At 38.9% G+C, this 17,244-nt stretch carries 17 protein-coding genes; 14 read left to right on the top strand and 3 right to left on the bottom strand.

All coding sequences use genetic code 11. The features are described 5' to 3' along the window. Positions 1 to 12 precede the first annotated feature (12 nt). The 3 genes from RHP56_RS09345 to RHP56_RS09335 all read right to left on the bottom strand — a co-directional run bounded on the left by RHP56_RS09345 (position 13) and on the right by RHP56_RS09335 (position 2,466). Complete coding sequence (locus tag RHP56_RS09345; protein ID WP_102753548.1) at positions 13 to 1,002, bottom strand: phosphatase PAP2 family protein; 990 nt, start codon at positions 1,000 to 1,002, stop codon at positions 13 to 15. Between the two features lie 124 nt (positions 1,003 to 1,126). Next, positions 1,127 to 2,050 carry a cation efflux transmembrane domain-containing protein gene (locus tag RHP56_RS09340; RefSeq protein ID WP_462794693.1) on the bottom strand — a complete coding sequence of 308 codons (924 nt, stop codon included), beginning with the start codon at positions 2,048 to 2,050 and terminating at the stop codon, positions 1,127 to 1,129. Then, positions 2,047 to 2,466, bottom strand: a complete 420-nt coding sequence (locus RHP56_RS09335) for a MarR family winged helix-turn-helix transcriptional regulator (protein WP_011680442.1) — start codon at positions 2,464 to 2,466, stop codon at positions 2,047 to 2,049. Before RHP56_RS09335 ends, RHP56_RS09340 begins: the two co-directional genes overlap by 4 nt. Positions 2,467 to 2,699: 233 nt before the next feature. Between RHP56_RS09335 and helD the strand changes: the two genes are divergently transcribed. The 14 genes from helD to atpD all read left to right on the top strand — a co-directional run bounded on the left by helD (position 2,700) and on the right by atpD (position 17,239). Continuing rightward, entirely contained in the window at positions 2,700 to 5,063 is a 2,364-nt protein-coding gene (gene helD / locus RHP56_RS09330; protein WP_102753550.1) for an RNA polymerase recycling motor HelD, read from the top strand. Next, positions 5,063 to 5,752: a nucleoside/nucleotide kinase family protein gene (locus RHP56_RS09325; RefSeq protein WP_010284953.1), complete on the top strand. Its 690-nt coding sequence runs from the start codon at positions 5,063 to 5,065 to the stop codon at positions 5,750 to 5,752. The genes helD and RHP56_RS09325 overlap by 1 nt, the downstream gene beginning before the upstream one ends. 120 nt (positions 5,753 to 5,872) lie before the next feature. After that, positions 5,873 to 7,384, top strand: coding sequence for an MDR family MFS transporter (locus tag RHP56_RS09320; RefSeq protein ID WP_011680440.1), 1,512 nt, complete (start codon positions 5,873 to 5,875; stop codon positions 7,382 to 7,384). Further along, on the top strand, positions 7,381 to 8,058 hold the full coding sequence (locus tag RHP56_RS09315) for a DUF4811 domain-containing protein (protein ID WP_102753551.1): 678 nt from the start codon (positions 7,381 to 7,383) through the stop codon (positions 8,056 to 8,058). Before RHP56_RS09320 ends, RHP56_RS09315 begins: the two co-directional genes overlap by 4 nt. A 178-nt stretch (positions 8,059 to 8,236) precedes the next feature. Then, positions 8,237 to 8,437 (top strand): cold-shock protein, encoded by a 201-nt coding sequence (locus RHP56_RS09310; protein WP_002815634.1) that lies wholly within the window; start codon positions 8,237 to 8,239, stop codon positions 8,435 to 8,437. 107 nt (positions 8,438 to 8,544) lie between these two features. After that, positions 8,545 to 9,258 carry a 2,3-diphosphoglycerate-dependent phosphoglycerate mutase gene (gene gpmA, locus RHP56_RS09305; protein WP_011680438.1) on the top strand — a complete coding sequence of 238 codons (714 nt, stop codon included), beginning with the start codon at positions 8,545 to 8,547 and terminating at the stop codon, positions 9,256 to 9,258. A 126-nt stretch (positions 9,259 to 9,384) separates the two neighbouring features. Next, on the top strand, positions 9,385 to 10,656 hold the full coding sequence (locus RHP56_RS09300) for a uracil-xanthine permease family protein (protein ID WP_011680437.1): 1,272 nt from the start codon (positions 9,385 to 9,387) through the stop codon (positions 10,654 to 10,656). Positions 10,657 to 11,013: 357 nt separating this feature from the next. Next, the gene (gene atpB / locus RHP56_RS09295) at positions 11,014 to 11,739 is read left to right on the top strand and encodes a F0F1 ATP synthase subunit A (protein WP_002815631.1); all 726 of its coding nucleotides are present in this window, start codon (positions 11,014 to 11,016) and stop codon (positions 11,737 to 11,739) included. Positions 11,740 to 11,911: 172 nt separating this feature from the next. Beyond that, positions 11,912 to 12,139, top strand: coding sequence for a F0F1 ATP synthase subunit C (gene atpE / locus RHP56_RS09290; RefSeq protein ID WP_002815630.1), 228 nt, complete (start codon positions 11,912 to 11,914; stop codon positions 12,137 to 12,139). A gap of 26 nt (positions 12,140 to 12,165) precedes the next feature. Continuing rightward, on the top strand, positions 12,166 to 12,669 hold the full coding sequence (gene atpF / locus RHP56_RS09285) for a F0F1 ATP synthase subunit B (RefSeq protein WP_011680436.1): 504 nt from the start codon (positions 12,166 to 12,168) through the stop codon (positions 12,667 to 12,669). 11 nt (positions 12,670 to 12,680) lie between these two features. Further along, complete coding sequence (atpH, locus tag RHP56_RS09280; RefSeq protein ID WP_025268507.1) at positions 12,681 to 13,223, top strand: ATP synthase F1 subunit delta; 543 nt, start codon at positions 12,681 to 12,683, stop codon at positions 13,221 to 13,223. Between the two features lie 12 nt (positions 13,224 to 13,235). Continuing rightward, positions 13,236 to 14,753, top strand: coding sequence for a F0F1 ATP synthase subunit alpha (gene atpA, locus RHP56_RS09275; protein WP_002815626.1), 1,518 nt, complete (start codon positions 13,236 to 13,238; stop codon positions 14,751 to 14,753). Between the two features lie 14 nt (positions 14,754 to 14,767). Next, on the top strand, positions 14,768 to 15,676 hold the full coding sequence (locus tag RHP56_RS09270) for a F0F1 ATP synthase subunit gamma (RefSeq protein WP_011680434.1): 909 nt from the start codon (positions 14,768 to 14,770) through the stop codon (positions 15,674 to 15,676). Positions 15,677 to 15,838: 162 nt separating this feature from the next. Next, the gene (gene atpD / locus RHP56_RS09265) at positions 15,839 to 17,239 is read left to right on the top strand and encodes a F0F1 ATP synthase subunit beta (protein ID WP_002815624.1); all 1,401 of its coding nucleotides are present in this window, start codon (positions 15,839 to 15,841) and stop codon (positions 17,237 to 17,239) included. Positions 17,240 to 17,244: the final 5 nt, after the last annotated feature.

Genomic DNA, 17,244 nt, shown 5'->3' with positions numbered 1-17,244 from the left:
ATAGCGATTATTTTAATTCAGCGAGGAGCGGGTTTCAACAAAATGTGCTGTTAATAAACGACTCGCCATGAAGATGATGAGACCGACTAATATGCTTGACACAGTAACATCACTTAGCCAATGTGCACCAATCCGTACGCGACTAAGACCGGTAAGAATACCCATTGCAATCCCAAAAATTGTCATTTTCTTTTGCAAACTAATATTTCCTCGAGGAACAAAGAAAGTTAAGTATAAAAATAACCAGCCGGACATTGTGTGACCAGAAGGAAAAGAGTTATGACCATTCACACCGTTCAAATGATACCAAGGTGTAAATTCACTCATTGTGTTTCCGGAAATGGTTGTCATTTCGTAGGGTCGAACGCGTCCCCACAATGCTTTCATATCGCCGATTGTTGTTTGTGCGATGAAAACAACGGCAATTCCGATTAAAGCAGCATTGAGTAGATAGCTAATAGCGGCGTTGTTTTTATCTTTAAGCCAATTAAAGAATACAAATGACAGTAATATTGTTAAGATAATAGCTGCGCTCCAACGAAGCGGTTCAGGATAGTTTGCCACTGCCGAAGTATTGTTTGCAACGCCCATGGGAATTCCTTTTGATAAATTATTGAGCATGGAATACGTGTAACTCAACATATCTTGCAATATCGCTAGCATTTGATTAAAGGCAAATATCAAAGCGCCACCTGTCATAACATATTTCAAAATGTTTCCCTGAATGCGTCGCCATATTGTCCAGGCAATGATCTCAAAGGCAGTGAATAAAAGAATTCCTGCGCCTTGATCAGCGTAATTTTGGAAAATATTACCAAATATAGAATTCTGGTCCATTGCTGCAGAGGTAACATTTTTATCAAAAAATGTAGCGAACAATAAAGTCACGAATCCAATGCTTAGTAGCAATGTAAGTACTTTTTTTTCACTGTCTGTGGTCTCAAATGTACTTTGATTTTCACTCGGTAGTTTCACGTTAGTAGTTCTAGCAGCCCATTGCATAATGTTGTCCTCCAAATTAATAACTTTAGTATATTTGATAGATATTGTTATATCGTCAAAGTTATGTAAAGGGTTCTTATAGAATGCAAAAAACTGCGTAACCGCAGCTTTTTAGAAATAAAAATTAACTTTTTTCCCCAATGTTTGAATAGATAAAGATAATATTTATGAAAGAAATTTTACGAGAGAGGTCATTTAAGATGTTCTTTTTATAGGTTGTCAATTTTTTGGTATCGACCATATCTGTTCGACTGCTAACAGATATACAAGCTTTAAAAGACATACCAACCTTATAGATTTTGCAATCATCAATTGAAAAATCGGTTGTTAGGTGACTTTGAATGGCTCTTTCAATGAATGATTTTATCCCTTGATCTTGTGTTAGGCCGCCGCTAATCTCAATCAAAGCATTTTTCATTATACGCAACGGGATTCTAATAATAAATAAAAAAATAATCACTGTAATAAAGGAATCTCCAGTATATAAAAGAAAGCTTAATGGGGACTTTTTATCAATGAATAGGATGAAAAATGCAGCGACCCCAATTCCGGCTGACATGACACCATCAATCATCGCTCCTTTTGTTTCAGCTGATAGAAGTGTACTGATATTGTGGATTTTTTTGTTTTGTAATTGATAGAACCATGAGAGTGTTAATGATAGAATAACCATCACAATCTCATACGGTATGACAGGGGCAAAATTTAAAAGTTGCCCGTGGCTGTAGACAAAGTATTGATAGGCTTTTGAGCTGACAGTCATTAATGAAATCAACAATAGTACAATTGTCAATAATGACTGAAAAAATGCATATAGCGGTTCCAAAACGAACAGACCATTTGGAAAACGTTTGCTAACTTGTGTACTTATTTTTGAGATGACAATAGATAAAAGACCAGTGGTTAGTGTGATTAAAGTAAAGTATGCATCAACAAATAATGCTTCTAGTCGTGTTGAAAAATATGCTGTAAGCGCTGCAACCCCCATTGCAAAAAGCCATATACAACCAATGACTAGACTACGCTGTTCAATATTTTTTTGATTCATATTTTCTCGTTAATCTTGAACATAATCTTGTGTAACACTGTTTGTTCTTCAGGAGTTAATACAGAAATTGAATCTAGAAAAACCTGATCAAATAATTGACGATTTTTTTCGCAATTTATTTTCATTTCTGCACTTAATTCTAAGTATGATGTCCGTTTGTCGACTGTTGATGGTCGTTTAACTAAATATTTCTCTGCAACAAAGCGATGAATGATTCGAGTAGCAGCGGGTTTGGATATTTTTGCCTTATCCGCAAAGCTAGTTACAGTTGGATTTTCCAATGTATATAGGAGATCAATGTAATATTCATCATTTGAAGACAGATTAGGAAAGCGTTCGTTGCTATCAGACTGTTGCTGGTATTGCAACAATACTTTATCGTACAATTCTGAGAAGATGTGGCTTATAGGTTTCATATACTTCCTCCGATATATGATTAACAAAAGTAATTACCTTTGATAGCTACTTTTGTTAATCATATCCTTAATTATTTAGTTTGTCAACTGAATTATACTTTATTTTATCGGAAGTTATATGCGATATTTTATTTTATTTGAATGGTATCGTACTTTCATTATTCATTTTACTGTTCATTTGAAATTACTAAGCGTATAATTATTACATTGAAATCAAGAGAGTGAGACGCATTTTGAACGATAAAATTAAACAAGTTGAAACGCAGTATTTAAACAAAACCCTCAAGAAAATGAAAAAATCGTTGATTGATACCGAAGCTGAGATAAAGCGTTCTAATCGGAATATTAATGATGTATCAAAAAGCTGGGGAGATGTACGTTTAAAAACAGACACCTATTCTGGCATTGTCGAAACAGCCATGTCAGTACGTCAGCAGCAACAAATGCTTGCTGAACGTGAAAGTTCAAAAACACGAGCAGAAGCAAGATTTGAAACATTAACAAAGCAAATTAAAAAACCTTATTTTGCGCGTATAGATTTTAGTGAATCAGTCAGTGAAAGTGGCGAAGCAGAGACAATTTATATTGGGCTTGGCTCTTTTAGCGATAATGAGAACAACTATTATGTCTATGATTGGCGCGCACCAGTAGCATCAATTTATTATGATGGTGGTATTGGGGATGTTGAATATTTGACACCTGATGGCTCGCAAAAGGCGCATGTAACGCTGAAACGCCAATTTCAAATTGAAGATGGTATCATTGTAACCTTGTTTGATACGGAAGAGGCGATTGGTGATGCAATGTTGATGAACGCGCTGAATGGTGAGTCGTCAACGAAGATGAAATCAATCGTCACTACCATCCAAAAAGAACAAAATAAAATCATTCGTAATACAAGCGCCGATTTATTATTTGTCCAAGGAGCAGCTGGATCAGGTAAGACAGCTGCTGTTTTGCAACGTATTGCCTATTTGCTATACCGTTACCGCGGAAAACTAACTAGTGGACAAGTTATTTTGTTTAGCCCAAACCAACTGTTTAATGACTACATTGATCAAGTTTTACCCGAATTAGGCGAGCAAAACATGGTACAGATGACATTTTATCAATATGCTTCACGTCGTTTACCAAAAATTGCTGTTGAAACATTGCAAGAACGCTTTGAAATTGACAAAACCGATAGTAAAATTGCTCTTGCTAAAGGTAGCTTAATGATGTTCAAAGCTGTCGCAGCATATGCTGACAGTTTAAATCGTGGTGGAATGAAGTTACGTAGTATTGTGTTTCGTGATGAACCATTGATTCCCAAAGAGCGTATTGCTGAAATTTATTATCAATACAATGAGAACTACAAACTCAGCCAACGTTTGGAAGCAACGCGAGATACGTTGATGCGAATATTGAGCAGTCGTCTTGGCACAGAAATGCGTAAAGATTGGGTTGATCTTGAAATTGAAAATCTGTCAAAGCAGGAATATGATGAACTAGTGGGTGCCGGTCGTGTGCGCATGGGGGATAATGAAGAGGTTGATGCTGCGGCTGTTACACGACGTACGCAACTTGGTCAAGGTGAGCAAGAACGTGAGTTTTCTAGTGAAAAAGCTGAAAGGAAGTTCTTGGCTAAACAAATCGTAACGCGTGCCTTAAAACCTTTGGCACAACAAATTAGACGTAGTCGCTTTTTAAATATTAATGCGCAATTTGTGGATTTTCTACGTGAAGCTCACAAATATATTGATTTATCTGCGTATGGCATCTCAAATGATGAGTGGCGTGAACATGTTGAACAAGTGATTAGCAATTTAAAGAATCATCAAATGTCCCTCGCTGATACAACGATTTATTTATATCTTTATGACTTAATCACAGGGAAGCATGGTGAACGTGATATTCGCTTTTTGTTTATTGATGAGATTCAAGATTATACACCATTCCAACTTGCCTTCTTGAAGTTTAGTTTTCCACTGGCTAAGTTCACGGTCTTAGGAGATTTGAACCAAGCTATATTTACAAAGGATAATGCTAGCCATTTACGGGAAGACTTTGCAACTTTATTTGCGCCAGAGCGTGTTGAAAATGTTCAACTAACGCAAACCTATCGTTCTACACAGCAAATTACAGATTTTACAAAAGAAATTTTGATAGACGGTCAAAACATTGACGCGTTTAATCGAGATGGTGAGAAACCGGTAGTCTATATTGGGCAAGACGAGAACGAACTACTGAAATTGCTAGAAAATCAATTGCGTGAAAACACTGAAGAACAAGAATCAACAGCAATCATTACAAAAACATTGGCCGATGCAAAAGCTTTGTCACAAACGCTTAATGACAAAACAGTTACTTTGATTCAATCAGAAAACCAGCGGCTAGCTCCAGGTGTTATTATCGTGCCATCATACCTTGCTAAGGGACTAGAATTCGATGCCGTTATCATATGGCATGCAGATAAAACACGGTATAAGGAAGATAGTGAACGCCGTCTATTGTATACTGTTTCATCGCGAGCTATGCATCGCCTGACAATTATTGCAGAAAGGGCTACGACACCGCTACTAAATAATGTGTCAAAAAACCTCTATGAGGTTCGATAATGATTGATCTAGATAATTTGATTAAAAGCAAGTACGTTGCGCCATTTATGGTTATTGGTATTACAGGTTCTGTGGCCGTCGGTAAAAGCACATTTGCACATGATTTGGCTGATAAGCTTAGCCAACAGAATATCAAAACAACAGTCATCAGCACTGATGACTTTTTAATGTCTAATGATGAACTCCATGAGCGTGGTCTATTTGATCAAAAAGGTTTTCCACAGACATACAATCTTGATCTGTTGGAAAAAGTTATCACGCGCTTTCGTGCGGGGGAAAAGTCACTCAATATTCCAGTTTATACACAGGAACTTGCGGATATTCATCCAAACGAGACACAAATTATTGAATTACCTAATATCCTAATCGTTGAGGGTGTTGTTGCTTTGCAGTTACCACCCAAACATTTTGATTTGAAAATATATATAGATGCTGATTTGGCAGATATCAAAGAATGGTATCTATCCCGAACGCTTGAGGTCACAGCTTTAGCCAAGGATGATCCCTCTAGTTGGCGTTATGATTACGCCAAAATGCCGATCGACGAATTTACTCAGTTAGTTATGCAAGTTTGGGAAAACACTAATCAAAAAAATCTGGATCAGTATATTTTACCCACGAAATCACTTGCTGACATGATTGTTCATTTTGATAAACAACACCGTATTTTTGACATCGAATTAAAATAACTGTTATTTATTGTCAACTATGTTGACAATTTTTTGTTAAAGCGTAAAATAAGCATTTGAAGTTAAATAGTATCAAAGTGTTTTCTGTAAAAAGCAGGAATCGAATGAAAGGATTTACACATGTCAGATACAATTACAGATACACATGGTAAAAGCGTCAATCGCTTAGCTATGATGCTCGTCTTATTGGTTGGTGTCTTCTCGGTGATGCTGATGCAGACCTCACTTGGAACAGCACAACCAGCACTGATGAAGGCTTTTGATGTTAATGCCTCTACCGTACAATGGTTGACGACCATATTCTTAATGGCTAACGGTATTATGGTGCCGGTTTCAGCCTTCTTAACGACAAGAATTCCCACAAAAACGCTTTATTTATCAGCGTTGAGCTTATTTACAGCCGGAACTTTTTTGGCCTTTATGACACCAACAAATGCATTCTGGTTACTAATGGTTGCACGTGTATTACAAGCAATGGCAGTTGGTGTCTTGATGCCTCTGATGCAGGTCGTATCCTTGACGCTGTTTGATGCAGAGTCACGTGGAAAAGCCATGGGCTTGGGTGGTCTAGTTGTTGGTATGGCACCTGCCATCGGACCAACACTATCAGGGTGGATTTTGGAGAAAGATCATACTTTTCTGGGTTTCACGTTACAAAATTCTTGGCGCTCTATATTTCTAATTGACTTACCAGTCGTCATTATTGTTATTATTGCCTCATTCTTTGTATTCCACGATGTTTTACCTACTAGGAATATTTCTCTTAATGTGCGTTCACTAATCGAATCGACATTTGGGTTTGGATTGTTACTATTCGGTTTTGCCATGGTATCAACACATGGTTGGGGCGACCTTGGTTGGGTTATCTTACCATTAATAGCAGGTATTTTAATTATTGCAGAATTTATGTGGCATCAATCAAGAATGGATAAGCCATTCTTAGATATGTCAGTATTCAAAAATAGGCAGTTCACGATTACGACAATTTTGGTTTCTTTAGCTATGATGTCCATGATTGGGGTTGAAATGATTCTGCCAATCTTCTTACAAAATATTCGTGGCATGACGCCTTTGCACTCAGGATTAACATTATTACCGGGTGCATTAATGATGGGACTTATTTCACCATTAGCCGGTGCATTCTATGACAAGCATGGCGCTAAGCGTTTAGCTATTACTGGTTTTACTATTTTAATTATTGGCACACTACCATTGTTTTATATGACCGCTGATACGCCGTCTATATATATCACAGCACTTTACACATTGCGTATGTTTGGTATTGCCATGGTTATGATGCCGCTAACAGCATCAGCTATGGGTGCTTTGTCTCCAGAGACTGCTGCACAAGGAACGGCAGCTAACAACACAATGCGTCAAATTGCTTCATCCCTAGGAACAGCTATTTTGGCTTCAATGATGCAATCAGTAACAGATAATAATAAGCCATCATCTGCCTTAAAAGGGCAAGATCCGTTAGAATGGGCACAAAAAATGATTGATGCGACGTTGAAAGGTTTTCATGCTTCATTTCTTCTGGCAGCATCCTTTGCCATTGTAGCTGTTATTATTGCATTTACATTGCACAGCGGTAAGGTAAACACACCATCAAAGATGGAGGCGTCAAAATGATTATTTTAATTATGGCAGTATTTGCGCTGCTAGGCTTTTTAGCAAATATGATGTTAGAAAACCGTGTTATTCGTTTGCTAACCGCTCTGATTATGTTTATCGGTTTAATTATTTCTGTGATTGGCATTGTTGCAAACATGCACGATCATTATGGTATGAAAGCAGTTACGACGACCAAAAAACAGCAAATTTATACAGCGGGTGATGCTAATCAAGGATTTGGTATGCTGTTGTATCAAGGTGTTGGAACTAATGGTAAAGAAAATGTTTATATTTATAAAACAAGTTCCGATGCTAAGAAAACTTTCGTGGCAAAGCCAGATTTGAAAACAACTTCTAGACGAGAAAGTATCGCTGGAAACAAAGCATACAAGGTCACAAAAACGACACGTTGGGTTTATAAAAACAATACTTACAAATTATTGTTTGGAATTGCTGATAATAATAAGAGTTTGAAGCATCGACGTACTATTTATCAAGTACCAAGTACCTGGATTGCCTTGACAACTACTCAGGCAAAATCACTATCTGCTAAAATGACGCCTAAAACAGATGCTGAAAAAGCTGCTGCTACTGAACAACAAAAGCAATTAGCAGAATTAGCTCAAAAAGATCCTGACAAAGCAGCGCAAATGCAGGTTAAGGCAGTTAAGGCAGCTCTAGATAGTAAATGATTTCATCATAGGATTTAAATTAATATGCGTAATACTTGCTAATTTTTATGGATGTGTTACACTGTAAGAGTAATAAAAGTTTTTGATTTTGATTTGTTTTTCTCGGAAGGCGCTCAGTACCAATTATTTAAATTACGAACAATAAAACTTGGTGAGCACACCAAAGGAGAAACATATCATGGAAAAAGGCACAGTAAAGTGGTTTAACGGAGAAAAGGGTTACGGATTCATCACACGCGAAAGCGGCGAAGATGTATTTGCACACTTCTCAGCAATCCAAGGCGACGGCTTCAAGACTCTTGACGAAGGTCAAGCAGTTACATTTGACGTTGAAACTTCAGACCGCGGTTTGCAAGCAACAAACATCACAAAGGGTTAATTTCTTTTGGAACACACAACTTATATAAGTTGTGTGTTTTTTTGTGTCACCAAAACGTGGTATAATATAGTCGTTAAATTAAACACAAACTAAGGAGTTTAGCACACATGGCTAAGTTAGTATTAATCCGTCACGGTCAAAGTGAATGGAATGCATTAAACTTGTTTAATGGTTGGATTGACACAAAGTTGTCTGAAAAAGGTATTGCCCAAGCCAAAGAAGCTGGCGATCTTTTGGCTGCTGAAGGTATTCAATTTGACCAAGCATATACGTCAGTTTTGACGCGTGCAATCCAAACATTGCACTTGGCTTTAGAAGAAGCAGGACAATTGTTTATTCCAGAAGCAAAGTCATGGCGTTTGAATGAACGTCATTATGGCGCATTGCAAGGTCAAAACAAAGCCGAAGCTGCTGAAAAGTGGGGTGACGAGCAAGTTCACATCTGGCGTCGTTCATACGACGTTTTGCCACCATTGTTGGACTCATATGATGAAACAATGACAGTACAAGGTAATACTTACCCAGCATTTGATCGTCGTTACGCCGATGTACCTGAAGGTGAATTGCCATTGGGTGAAAACTTGAAAATTACTTTGGAACGTGTATTGCCTTTCTGGGAATCAGACATTTCAAAAGATTTAAAAGCTGGTAAAAACGTGGTTATTGCCGCTCACGGTAACTCATTGCGTGCCTTGGTTAAGCACTTGGAAAACATCTCAGATGACGACATTTTGAATGTTGAAATTGCTAACGGACAACCATTGGTATATGATTTGGCTGATGATTTGTCAGTCGTATCAAAAAAGACATTAACTAAGTAATTTAATTCATAAAAGATATGCTGTTTCATAGATTGAGTAGTGTGTCTTTTTTTATGCAATCTTTCGACATTATTTTGGAATTTTGTTTATAATAAAATAAGTATATTCTGCAGGAGAGACCCCCTTATGTCAAAAAATCAAAATAATGCGATTTATGATTTACATGATAAGCCACCCTTTTTTACATGGTTAGGTTTATCATTGCAACATCTGTTTTCTATGTTCGGCGCTACTGTTTTAGTGCCATTACTCGTTGGCCTCAATCCTGGAGTAGCCCTGTTTACATCAGGAGTCGGTACACTGCTTCATTTACTGATTACACGTGGTAAAGTACCAGCTTACATGGGCTCGAGCTTTGCTTTCATTATTCCCATGACGTCCTTGCTGAAGACAGTTGGTTATCCAGCCGTAGCGCAAGGAATTATCTCTGTTGGGCTAGTATATTTGGTTGTTGCTTTCATTGTAACTTTTACTGGCACTGCTTGGATTGAGCATATTTTCCCAGCTGAGGTCGTGGGACCTATCATCATGGTAATTGGCTTGAGTCTAGCTGGTTCTGCTGCTTCCTCAGCGACTACCATGAATGGACATTATGATATTCGTGTGTTTACGGTCGCGTTGGTTACGTTGCTGGCAACGATTGCTTTTAATATGTTTTTAAGGGGATTTTTAGGACTATTGCCAGTGCTACTTGGAATTATCTTTGGTTATATTGTGGCTTTAATCACTGGTCTAGTAGATTTAAGCCCTGTGGCTTCTGCCCATTGGTTCCAATTACCTAATTTTGAGACGTTCATTGGTAAAGATGGTTTCGTCTTTTATCCAGCGGCTGTACTGAGCATGGCACCATTAGCTTTAGTTACGCTGTCTGAGCATCTAGGACATTTGATGGTTTTGTCAAAAATCACTGGGACTGATTTTTTTGAAAATCCAGGTTTGAAACGTACCTTAACGGGGGATGGTACGGCTTCTGTTGTTGCTGGATTGATTGGTGGACCAGCGGTAACATCTTACGGTGAAAACATTGGCGTTATGCAATTGAGCCGTGTTTATTCAGTTTGGGTCATTGGTGGAGCAGCCTTTTTTGCGGTCGTTTTTAGTTTTGTTGGTAAGCTATCAGCTTTGATTTCGACGATCCCTGGCGCTGTTACGGGTGGTGTTGGCTTTATGTTGTACGGTGTCATTGCGGCTGCAGGGTTGCAAGTTATCGTTGACAATAAGGTTGATTATAGTAAGAAACGTAATTTAATGATTGCAGCACCTATTATGGTTGTCGGTATTGGAAACTTTCATTTACAATTAAGCACACAAGTTGATTTTTCTGGTGTTGCCATTGCTACTATTTTGGGCATTGTATTGAATTTGGTGTTGCCAAAAGTGGCTGCAAGTGAAAAGTAAATCATAGAGAGCGGAATTTGTTAAAAATTCGGCTCTTTTTTATTAATGATTAGACAGTCAATAAACATTGGTCTGAAATTTACTATTCTATAAAAATGTTAAAGTTTGTGATACGAACAGAAATTGTAAACGTATACATTTAAAATAATGTAAAAATCCTGATAAACGTTATTATTCTTATATTTAGGTCGGAAGAACTTAACTAACAACGTTTCTCTTAAGGAAAACAAAAAGTTTGTGAAAAACATCGCGGTAAACAGTTGAATTTCAAAATGAAAGGCGTATCATATATTTTATGTTATGACGAATAGCCGATTTCGACCATTTCGCCAAATTATATGAGAAAGGAGAAGGCGCATGGATGACCCAACGGCAACGTTTAAGTTTCTTGGTCTAACCTTTGATTGGACAACGATTATTTCAACGTTGCTGGCTATGGCAATTGTTATCATTGTCTCAATTGTGTTAACCCGCAAACTTAGTGTAAAGCCTAACAAACGGCAAAACGCAATCGAATATTTGTTAGATTTCACCAACGGTATCGTGAATGGACAGCTAACAAAGAAGCAAGCGCGCCAGTTTGGTTTGTTCGCATTTACATTGTTTTTCTTTGTAATTGTGTCAAACGAAATGGGCTTGCTAATACAGTTTAAGCTTGGCGATGGTGTGACTTATATTAAGTCACCAACTGCTGATCCGATTGTAACAATGACGCTTGCAATTATGTCGTTGATGGTTGCTCACGGTATGGGCGTTCAAGAACTTGGTTTTAAGGGCTATATTAAGAACATGTTCTTCACCCCATATTCATGGATGCTTCCGTTGAATATTATTGAACAATTAGCCAATTTCTTGACGTTGTCACTGCGTTTGTTTGGTAACATCTTCGCTGGTGAAATGTTACTAACGCTCGTGGCTAACAGTTTGGCCTGGCCTGGGCACTTTAATGGGCTCTGGTCAGTGCTGGCATTGCCGATTGAAATGGTCTGGCAAGGCTTTTCACTCTTCATCGGTGGTATTCAGGCATATGTGTTTGTCATTTTGACAGGTGTATTCATCTCACAGTTGTCGGGTAACGAGTAAGAGTGTTATTGCAAAGCAAATGAGATTTGTGTTACAGAGGCACTGTGTAAATAATGATTCTATAACACGAGTTGGTTTGCTTATAAAACGCGAGAGCGTATCATCTAAAATAGTATAAATGCGCACGCTTGAAATAGTTCTTGTGTGTGCGCTACGAATAAGGAGAAATCTAATGGATTTGCACAATCTTGGTGTAATCGCAGCAGGTCTTGCAGCTGCTGGAGCCGCCGTTGGTGGTGGTATTGGTAACGGTGTTTTGATTTCACAGTTCTTGGCAGGCATGAGCCGTCAACCAGAACTTGAAGGTCGTTTGTTGTCACGTATGTTCTTGGGTGTTGCGTTGGTCGAAGTTATGCCAATTTTGTCAATTGTCTTCGCCTTCATGTTGATGGGCAAGTAATCACACAATAGTAGCGGAGGAAAATCATGTTGGGAATAACAACATTGGCAGCACTTCCACTTGGAAATATGCTGTTTATTATCATCGCCTTCCTCTTGTTGATGCTCATTTTGAAGAAGGTGGCCTACGGACCATTGACAAAAGTTCTTGATGAACGTGCTGATAAAATTTCTTCTGACATTGACGGTGCTGAAGTAGCTCGTCAAGAGGCAGAGAAATTAGCATCACAACGTCAAGCTGAATTGGCTGAAACACGTCAAAATGCCACAAAAGTGGTTAATGATGCAAAAGCTAGCGCTCAAAAGCAAAGTGACCTAATCGTCTCTGCAGCTAACGATCGCGCAGCTTCTGTCAGCCAACAAGCGCAGACAGATGCACAAAAGCTCAAGGAAGACGCAATTTCTGGTGCAAAAAACGATGTTGCAGCCCTTTCGGTGGCAATCGCTTCAAAGTTAATGCAAAAAGAACTATCGTTAAATGATCAACAAGCATTAATTGATGCTTACATTTCAGATTTAGAAACTAAATAAGGAGTATTGGGATGGCAAAGAATATTAAAGATATTGCTAACCAATACGCCAAAGCAATTTTTGAACTTGCTGGCGAACAAGATAATGTTGATGAGGTTTTGACGGATTTACGCACAATTAAAACAGTGCTTGATGAAAACCAAAATTTCATAACTATTGCTTCATCAGCGGACGTTGCTATTGCTTCACGTGATGATCTGTTAAAAACATTAACAGGTAACAGCACTGACTCAGTTAAAAATTTGGTTAAGCTGTTACAGGTTAACAATCGTTTGAACATTTTATCAATTGTAGTTGATGAATTTGTCAGCCAATATAATGAAGTAAATGGCATCGTGGATGTGCAAGCAACTACGGCTGTTGCACTAGACGATGGACGTTTAGATAAATTAGCTTCTGTCTTTGCATCAAAAACAGGTGCAAAGCAAGTTAATATTGAAAACGTAGTTGATGAAAGCATCCTTGGTGGTGTTATCTTGCAGTCACAATCAACTTTAATTGATGGTAGCTTGCAAACAAAAATTGCCAAAATGAAGGCACAATTATTAGGTTAGTGAGGAAGAATAATGGCTATTCAAGCTGAAGAAATTTCTGCTTTAATTAAGCAACAGCTCGAAAAGTTCGACACAACGCTAACTGTAGAAGAAGTGGGAACTGTCACTTATGTTGGTGATGGTGTGGCCCGTGCAACTGGCTTGGCAAATGCCTTAGCTGGTGAACTTGTCGAATTTGCTAATGGCACTTACGGCATGGCCCAAAACCTCGAATCGAGCGAAGTTGGAATTATCATTCTTGGTGGTTTTGACGATATTCGCGAAGGTGACACAGTAAAGCGTACTGGCCGCATCATGGAAGTGCCAGTTGGCGAACAATTAATCGGACGCGTTGTTAACGCCTTGGGTCAACCAATTGATGGATTGGGTGAAATCAAGACAGATAAGACACGCCCTGTAGAAGTAAAAGCACCTGGTGTTATGGAACGTAAATCCGTTTCCGAACCATTACAGACAGGTATTAAAGCAATCGATGCCCTTGTTCCAATTGGACGTGGACAACGTGAGTTAATCATTGGTGACCGTAAGACAGGTAAAACTTCTTTGGCCATCGATACAATTTTGAATCAAAAAGATCAAAACATGATCGTTATCTATGTTGCCATTGGCCAAAAGAATTCAACTGTGCGTGCACAAGTTGAAACCTTACGTCAAATGGGCGCTATGGACTATACAATTGTTGTTAATGCTGGTCCTTCAGAACCAGCACCAATGTTGTATTTGGCACCTTATGTTGGTGCAGCCATGGGTGAAGAATTCATGTATAATGGCAAGCACGTTTTGATCGTGTATGATGATTTATCAAAGCAAGCCACGGCTTACCGTGAGCTGTCATTGATTCTTCGTCGTCCACCAGGACGTGAAGCTTATCCTGGTGACGTTTTCTACTTGCACTCACGTTTACTAGAGCGTGCGGCTAAGTTGAGCGATGAATTAGGTGGCGGTTCAATGACTGCTTTGCCATTTATCGAAACGCAGGCCGGTGATGTTTCTGCGTATATTCCAACAAACGTAATTTCTATTACTGATGGTCAAGTGTTCTTAGATGCTGATCAATTCTATGCTGGTGTCCGTCCTGCCATTGACGCTGGAACTTCTGTTTCACGTGTTGGTGGTGATGCGCAGATTAAGGCTATGAAGAAGGTTGCTGGTACATTGCGTTTGGATCTGGCTTCTTTCCGTGAGTTAGAAAGTTTCGCGCAGTTTGGTTCTGACTTGGATTCAGCAACCCAAGCAAAGCTTGCTCGTGGACGTCGTACTGTTGAAATTTTGAAGCAGCCATTGAACAAACCAATGCCCGTACAACATCAAGTTGTTGTATTATATGCATTGACACATGGTTACTTGGATGATGTTGAAGTAGCAGATATTCAACGTTTCCAAGATGAATTGATTGCATATGTTGATGCAAATGCTTCAGAATTATTCAAAGCAATTGTTGAAACAAAGAACTTACCTGAAGAGGCTGATTTGAATGCAGCAATCGAAGCCTTTAAGGCTGGATTTGCTGGATCTGAATCAGCAGAATAAAAGGAGGCGCTGTTATGGCTTCTTTGCAAGATATTCAGCGTCGTATTTCATCCACTAAAAAAACACGTCAAATTACGAGTGCCATGCAAATGGTCTCAACGGCAAAATTAAGTCAAATTCAAAAATACAGTGCAGGGTATGGATCTTATGCAGCTCGTTTAGAGGCAGTTGTTGAACATTTAGTTTCAGCTCACCTCTTTGATAATGCAGATGCTGATCATATTCCATTGATTGCACAACGTCCAATTAAAAAAACTGGTATTCTGGTGGTCACATCAGATCGTGGGTTAGTTGGATCATACAATGCAAATGTTATTAAACAAACCAATGTTTTAATGCAAAATCTGAATTTGGATACAAGCAATACAACGATTTTGGCTGTCGGTGGTAATGGAGCTGATTTTTATAAGAAACGTGGGTTTGAGGTTATTTTAGAACACCGCGGTGTGTCAGATGTTCCAACATTTAATGAAATTCGTTCGGTTGTTAAAACGGTGACAAGTCTATATGAAAATGAAGTGTTTGACGCACTTCATGTGGTTTATAACCATTTCGTGAACCGTTTGACTAGTGAATACAGGGACGTGCAATTATTGCCACTAACTGGGGACACTCTGAATGCAATGGGTGGAACGGAAGAACAAAAAGCTGAACTTAATGTTCAAGCAACTTATGAAATCGAACCAGATACAACAGCAGTATTGAACGTTGTTTTGCCACAGTTTGCGCAAAGTTTAGTGTATGAAGCAGTGCTTGATGCAAAAACGGCTGAACACGCTGCTTCATCTACAGCGATGAAGGGTGCAACTGATAATGCGAAAGATCTTATTGGTCGTTTAGAATTACAGTTCAACCGTGCACGTCAAGCAGCAATTACGACTGAAATTACTGAAATTACTGGTGGTATGGCGGCTTTGGAATAAGCTAATTAATGCCATTCAATCTATATTAAAAATACGCACATTTATTTGTGTAGGAATGTATTTGGTATAACATAATAAAGGAATCAAAACCAATGGCTACTTTGGCATTGGTCGGTTCAGTTCATGTATAGCCTTATACTTAAAAACTGAAAGGAAACGACAATGAGTACTGGAAAAGTCGTACAAGTGATTGGTCCGGTCGTCGATATTGCGTTTGAAGCAGGGCAACAAGTTCCTGATATCAACAATGCCCTTGTAATTGATAAGGGTAATGGGCAATCATTGACAGTTGAAGTATCTTTGGCTTTGGGTGACGGCGTTGTCCGCACGATTGCCATGGACTCAACAGACGGGCTCCAACGAGGCATGGGAGTAGTTGACACTGGTAATCCTATTGAGGTTCCAGTTGGTGAAGCTACACTTGGTCGTGTCTTCAACGTATTGGGTGAACCTGTAGATAATAATGGTGCAATTGCTTCTGATGTTCGTCGTAGCTCAATTCATCGTGATGCACCAAAGTATGATGAGTTGACAAGCTCGACAGAGATATTGGAAACAGGTATTAAAGTTATTGATTTGCTTGCTCCATATGTTCGTGGTGGAAAAATTGGTTTGTTTGGTGGTGCCGGTGTTGGTAAGACAGTTCTGATTCAAGAATTAATTCACAACATTGCGCAAGGCCACAACGGTATTTCGGTCTTTACTGGTGTCGGGGAACGTACCCGTGAAGGTAATGACATGTACCATGAAATGGAAGAATCAGGCGTTTTGAAACAAACTGCCATGGTTTATGGTCAAATGAACGAACCACCAGGTGCACGTATGCGTGTTGCCTTAACAGGTTTGACAATGGCTGAAAACTTCCGTGATAATGAAGGTAAGGATGTGTTGTTGTTTATCGATAACATTTTCCGTTTCACTCAGGCTGGTTCTGAAGTGTCAGCTTTGTTGGGACGTATTCCATCAGCCGTTGGTTATCAGCCAACATTGGCAACAGAAATGGGCCAATTGCAGGAACGAATTACTTCAACTAAGAAGGGTTCAGTTACTTCAATTCAAGCCGTTTATGTGCCTGCCGATGATTATACTGATCCAGCGCCTGCTACAACATTCGCGCATTTGGATGCAACAACTAACTTGGAACGTGCATTGACACAACAAGGTATCTACCCAGCCGTTGATCCTTTGGCATCAACTTCTTCTGCTTTGGATCCACAAATTGTTGGTCAAGAACATTATGAAGTTGCTACTGAAGTACAACGTACACTGCAACGTTATCGTGAATTGCAAGATATCATTTCAATTCTGGGTATGGATGAATTGTCAGATGAAGAGAAGACGACTGTTAACCGTGCACGTCGTATTCAATTCTTCTTGTCACAACCATTTTCAGTTGCCGAAACGTTTACTGGTATCAATGGTGAATATGTACCAGTTGCTGAAACTGTACGTTCATTCAAGGAAATTTTGGATGGTAAATATGATGATTTGCCAGAAGATGCATTCCGTAACGTTGGTGCTATTGAGCAGGTTGTTGAAAAAGCCAAGACAATGGCCCAATAAGGGGG

This window comes from Leuconostoc sp. C5, from assembly GCF_056530425.1.
Note: the sequence above shows the minus strand (reverse complement) of the source record. Positions and strands in the feature narration are given on the sequence as shown.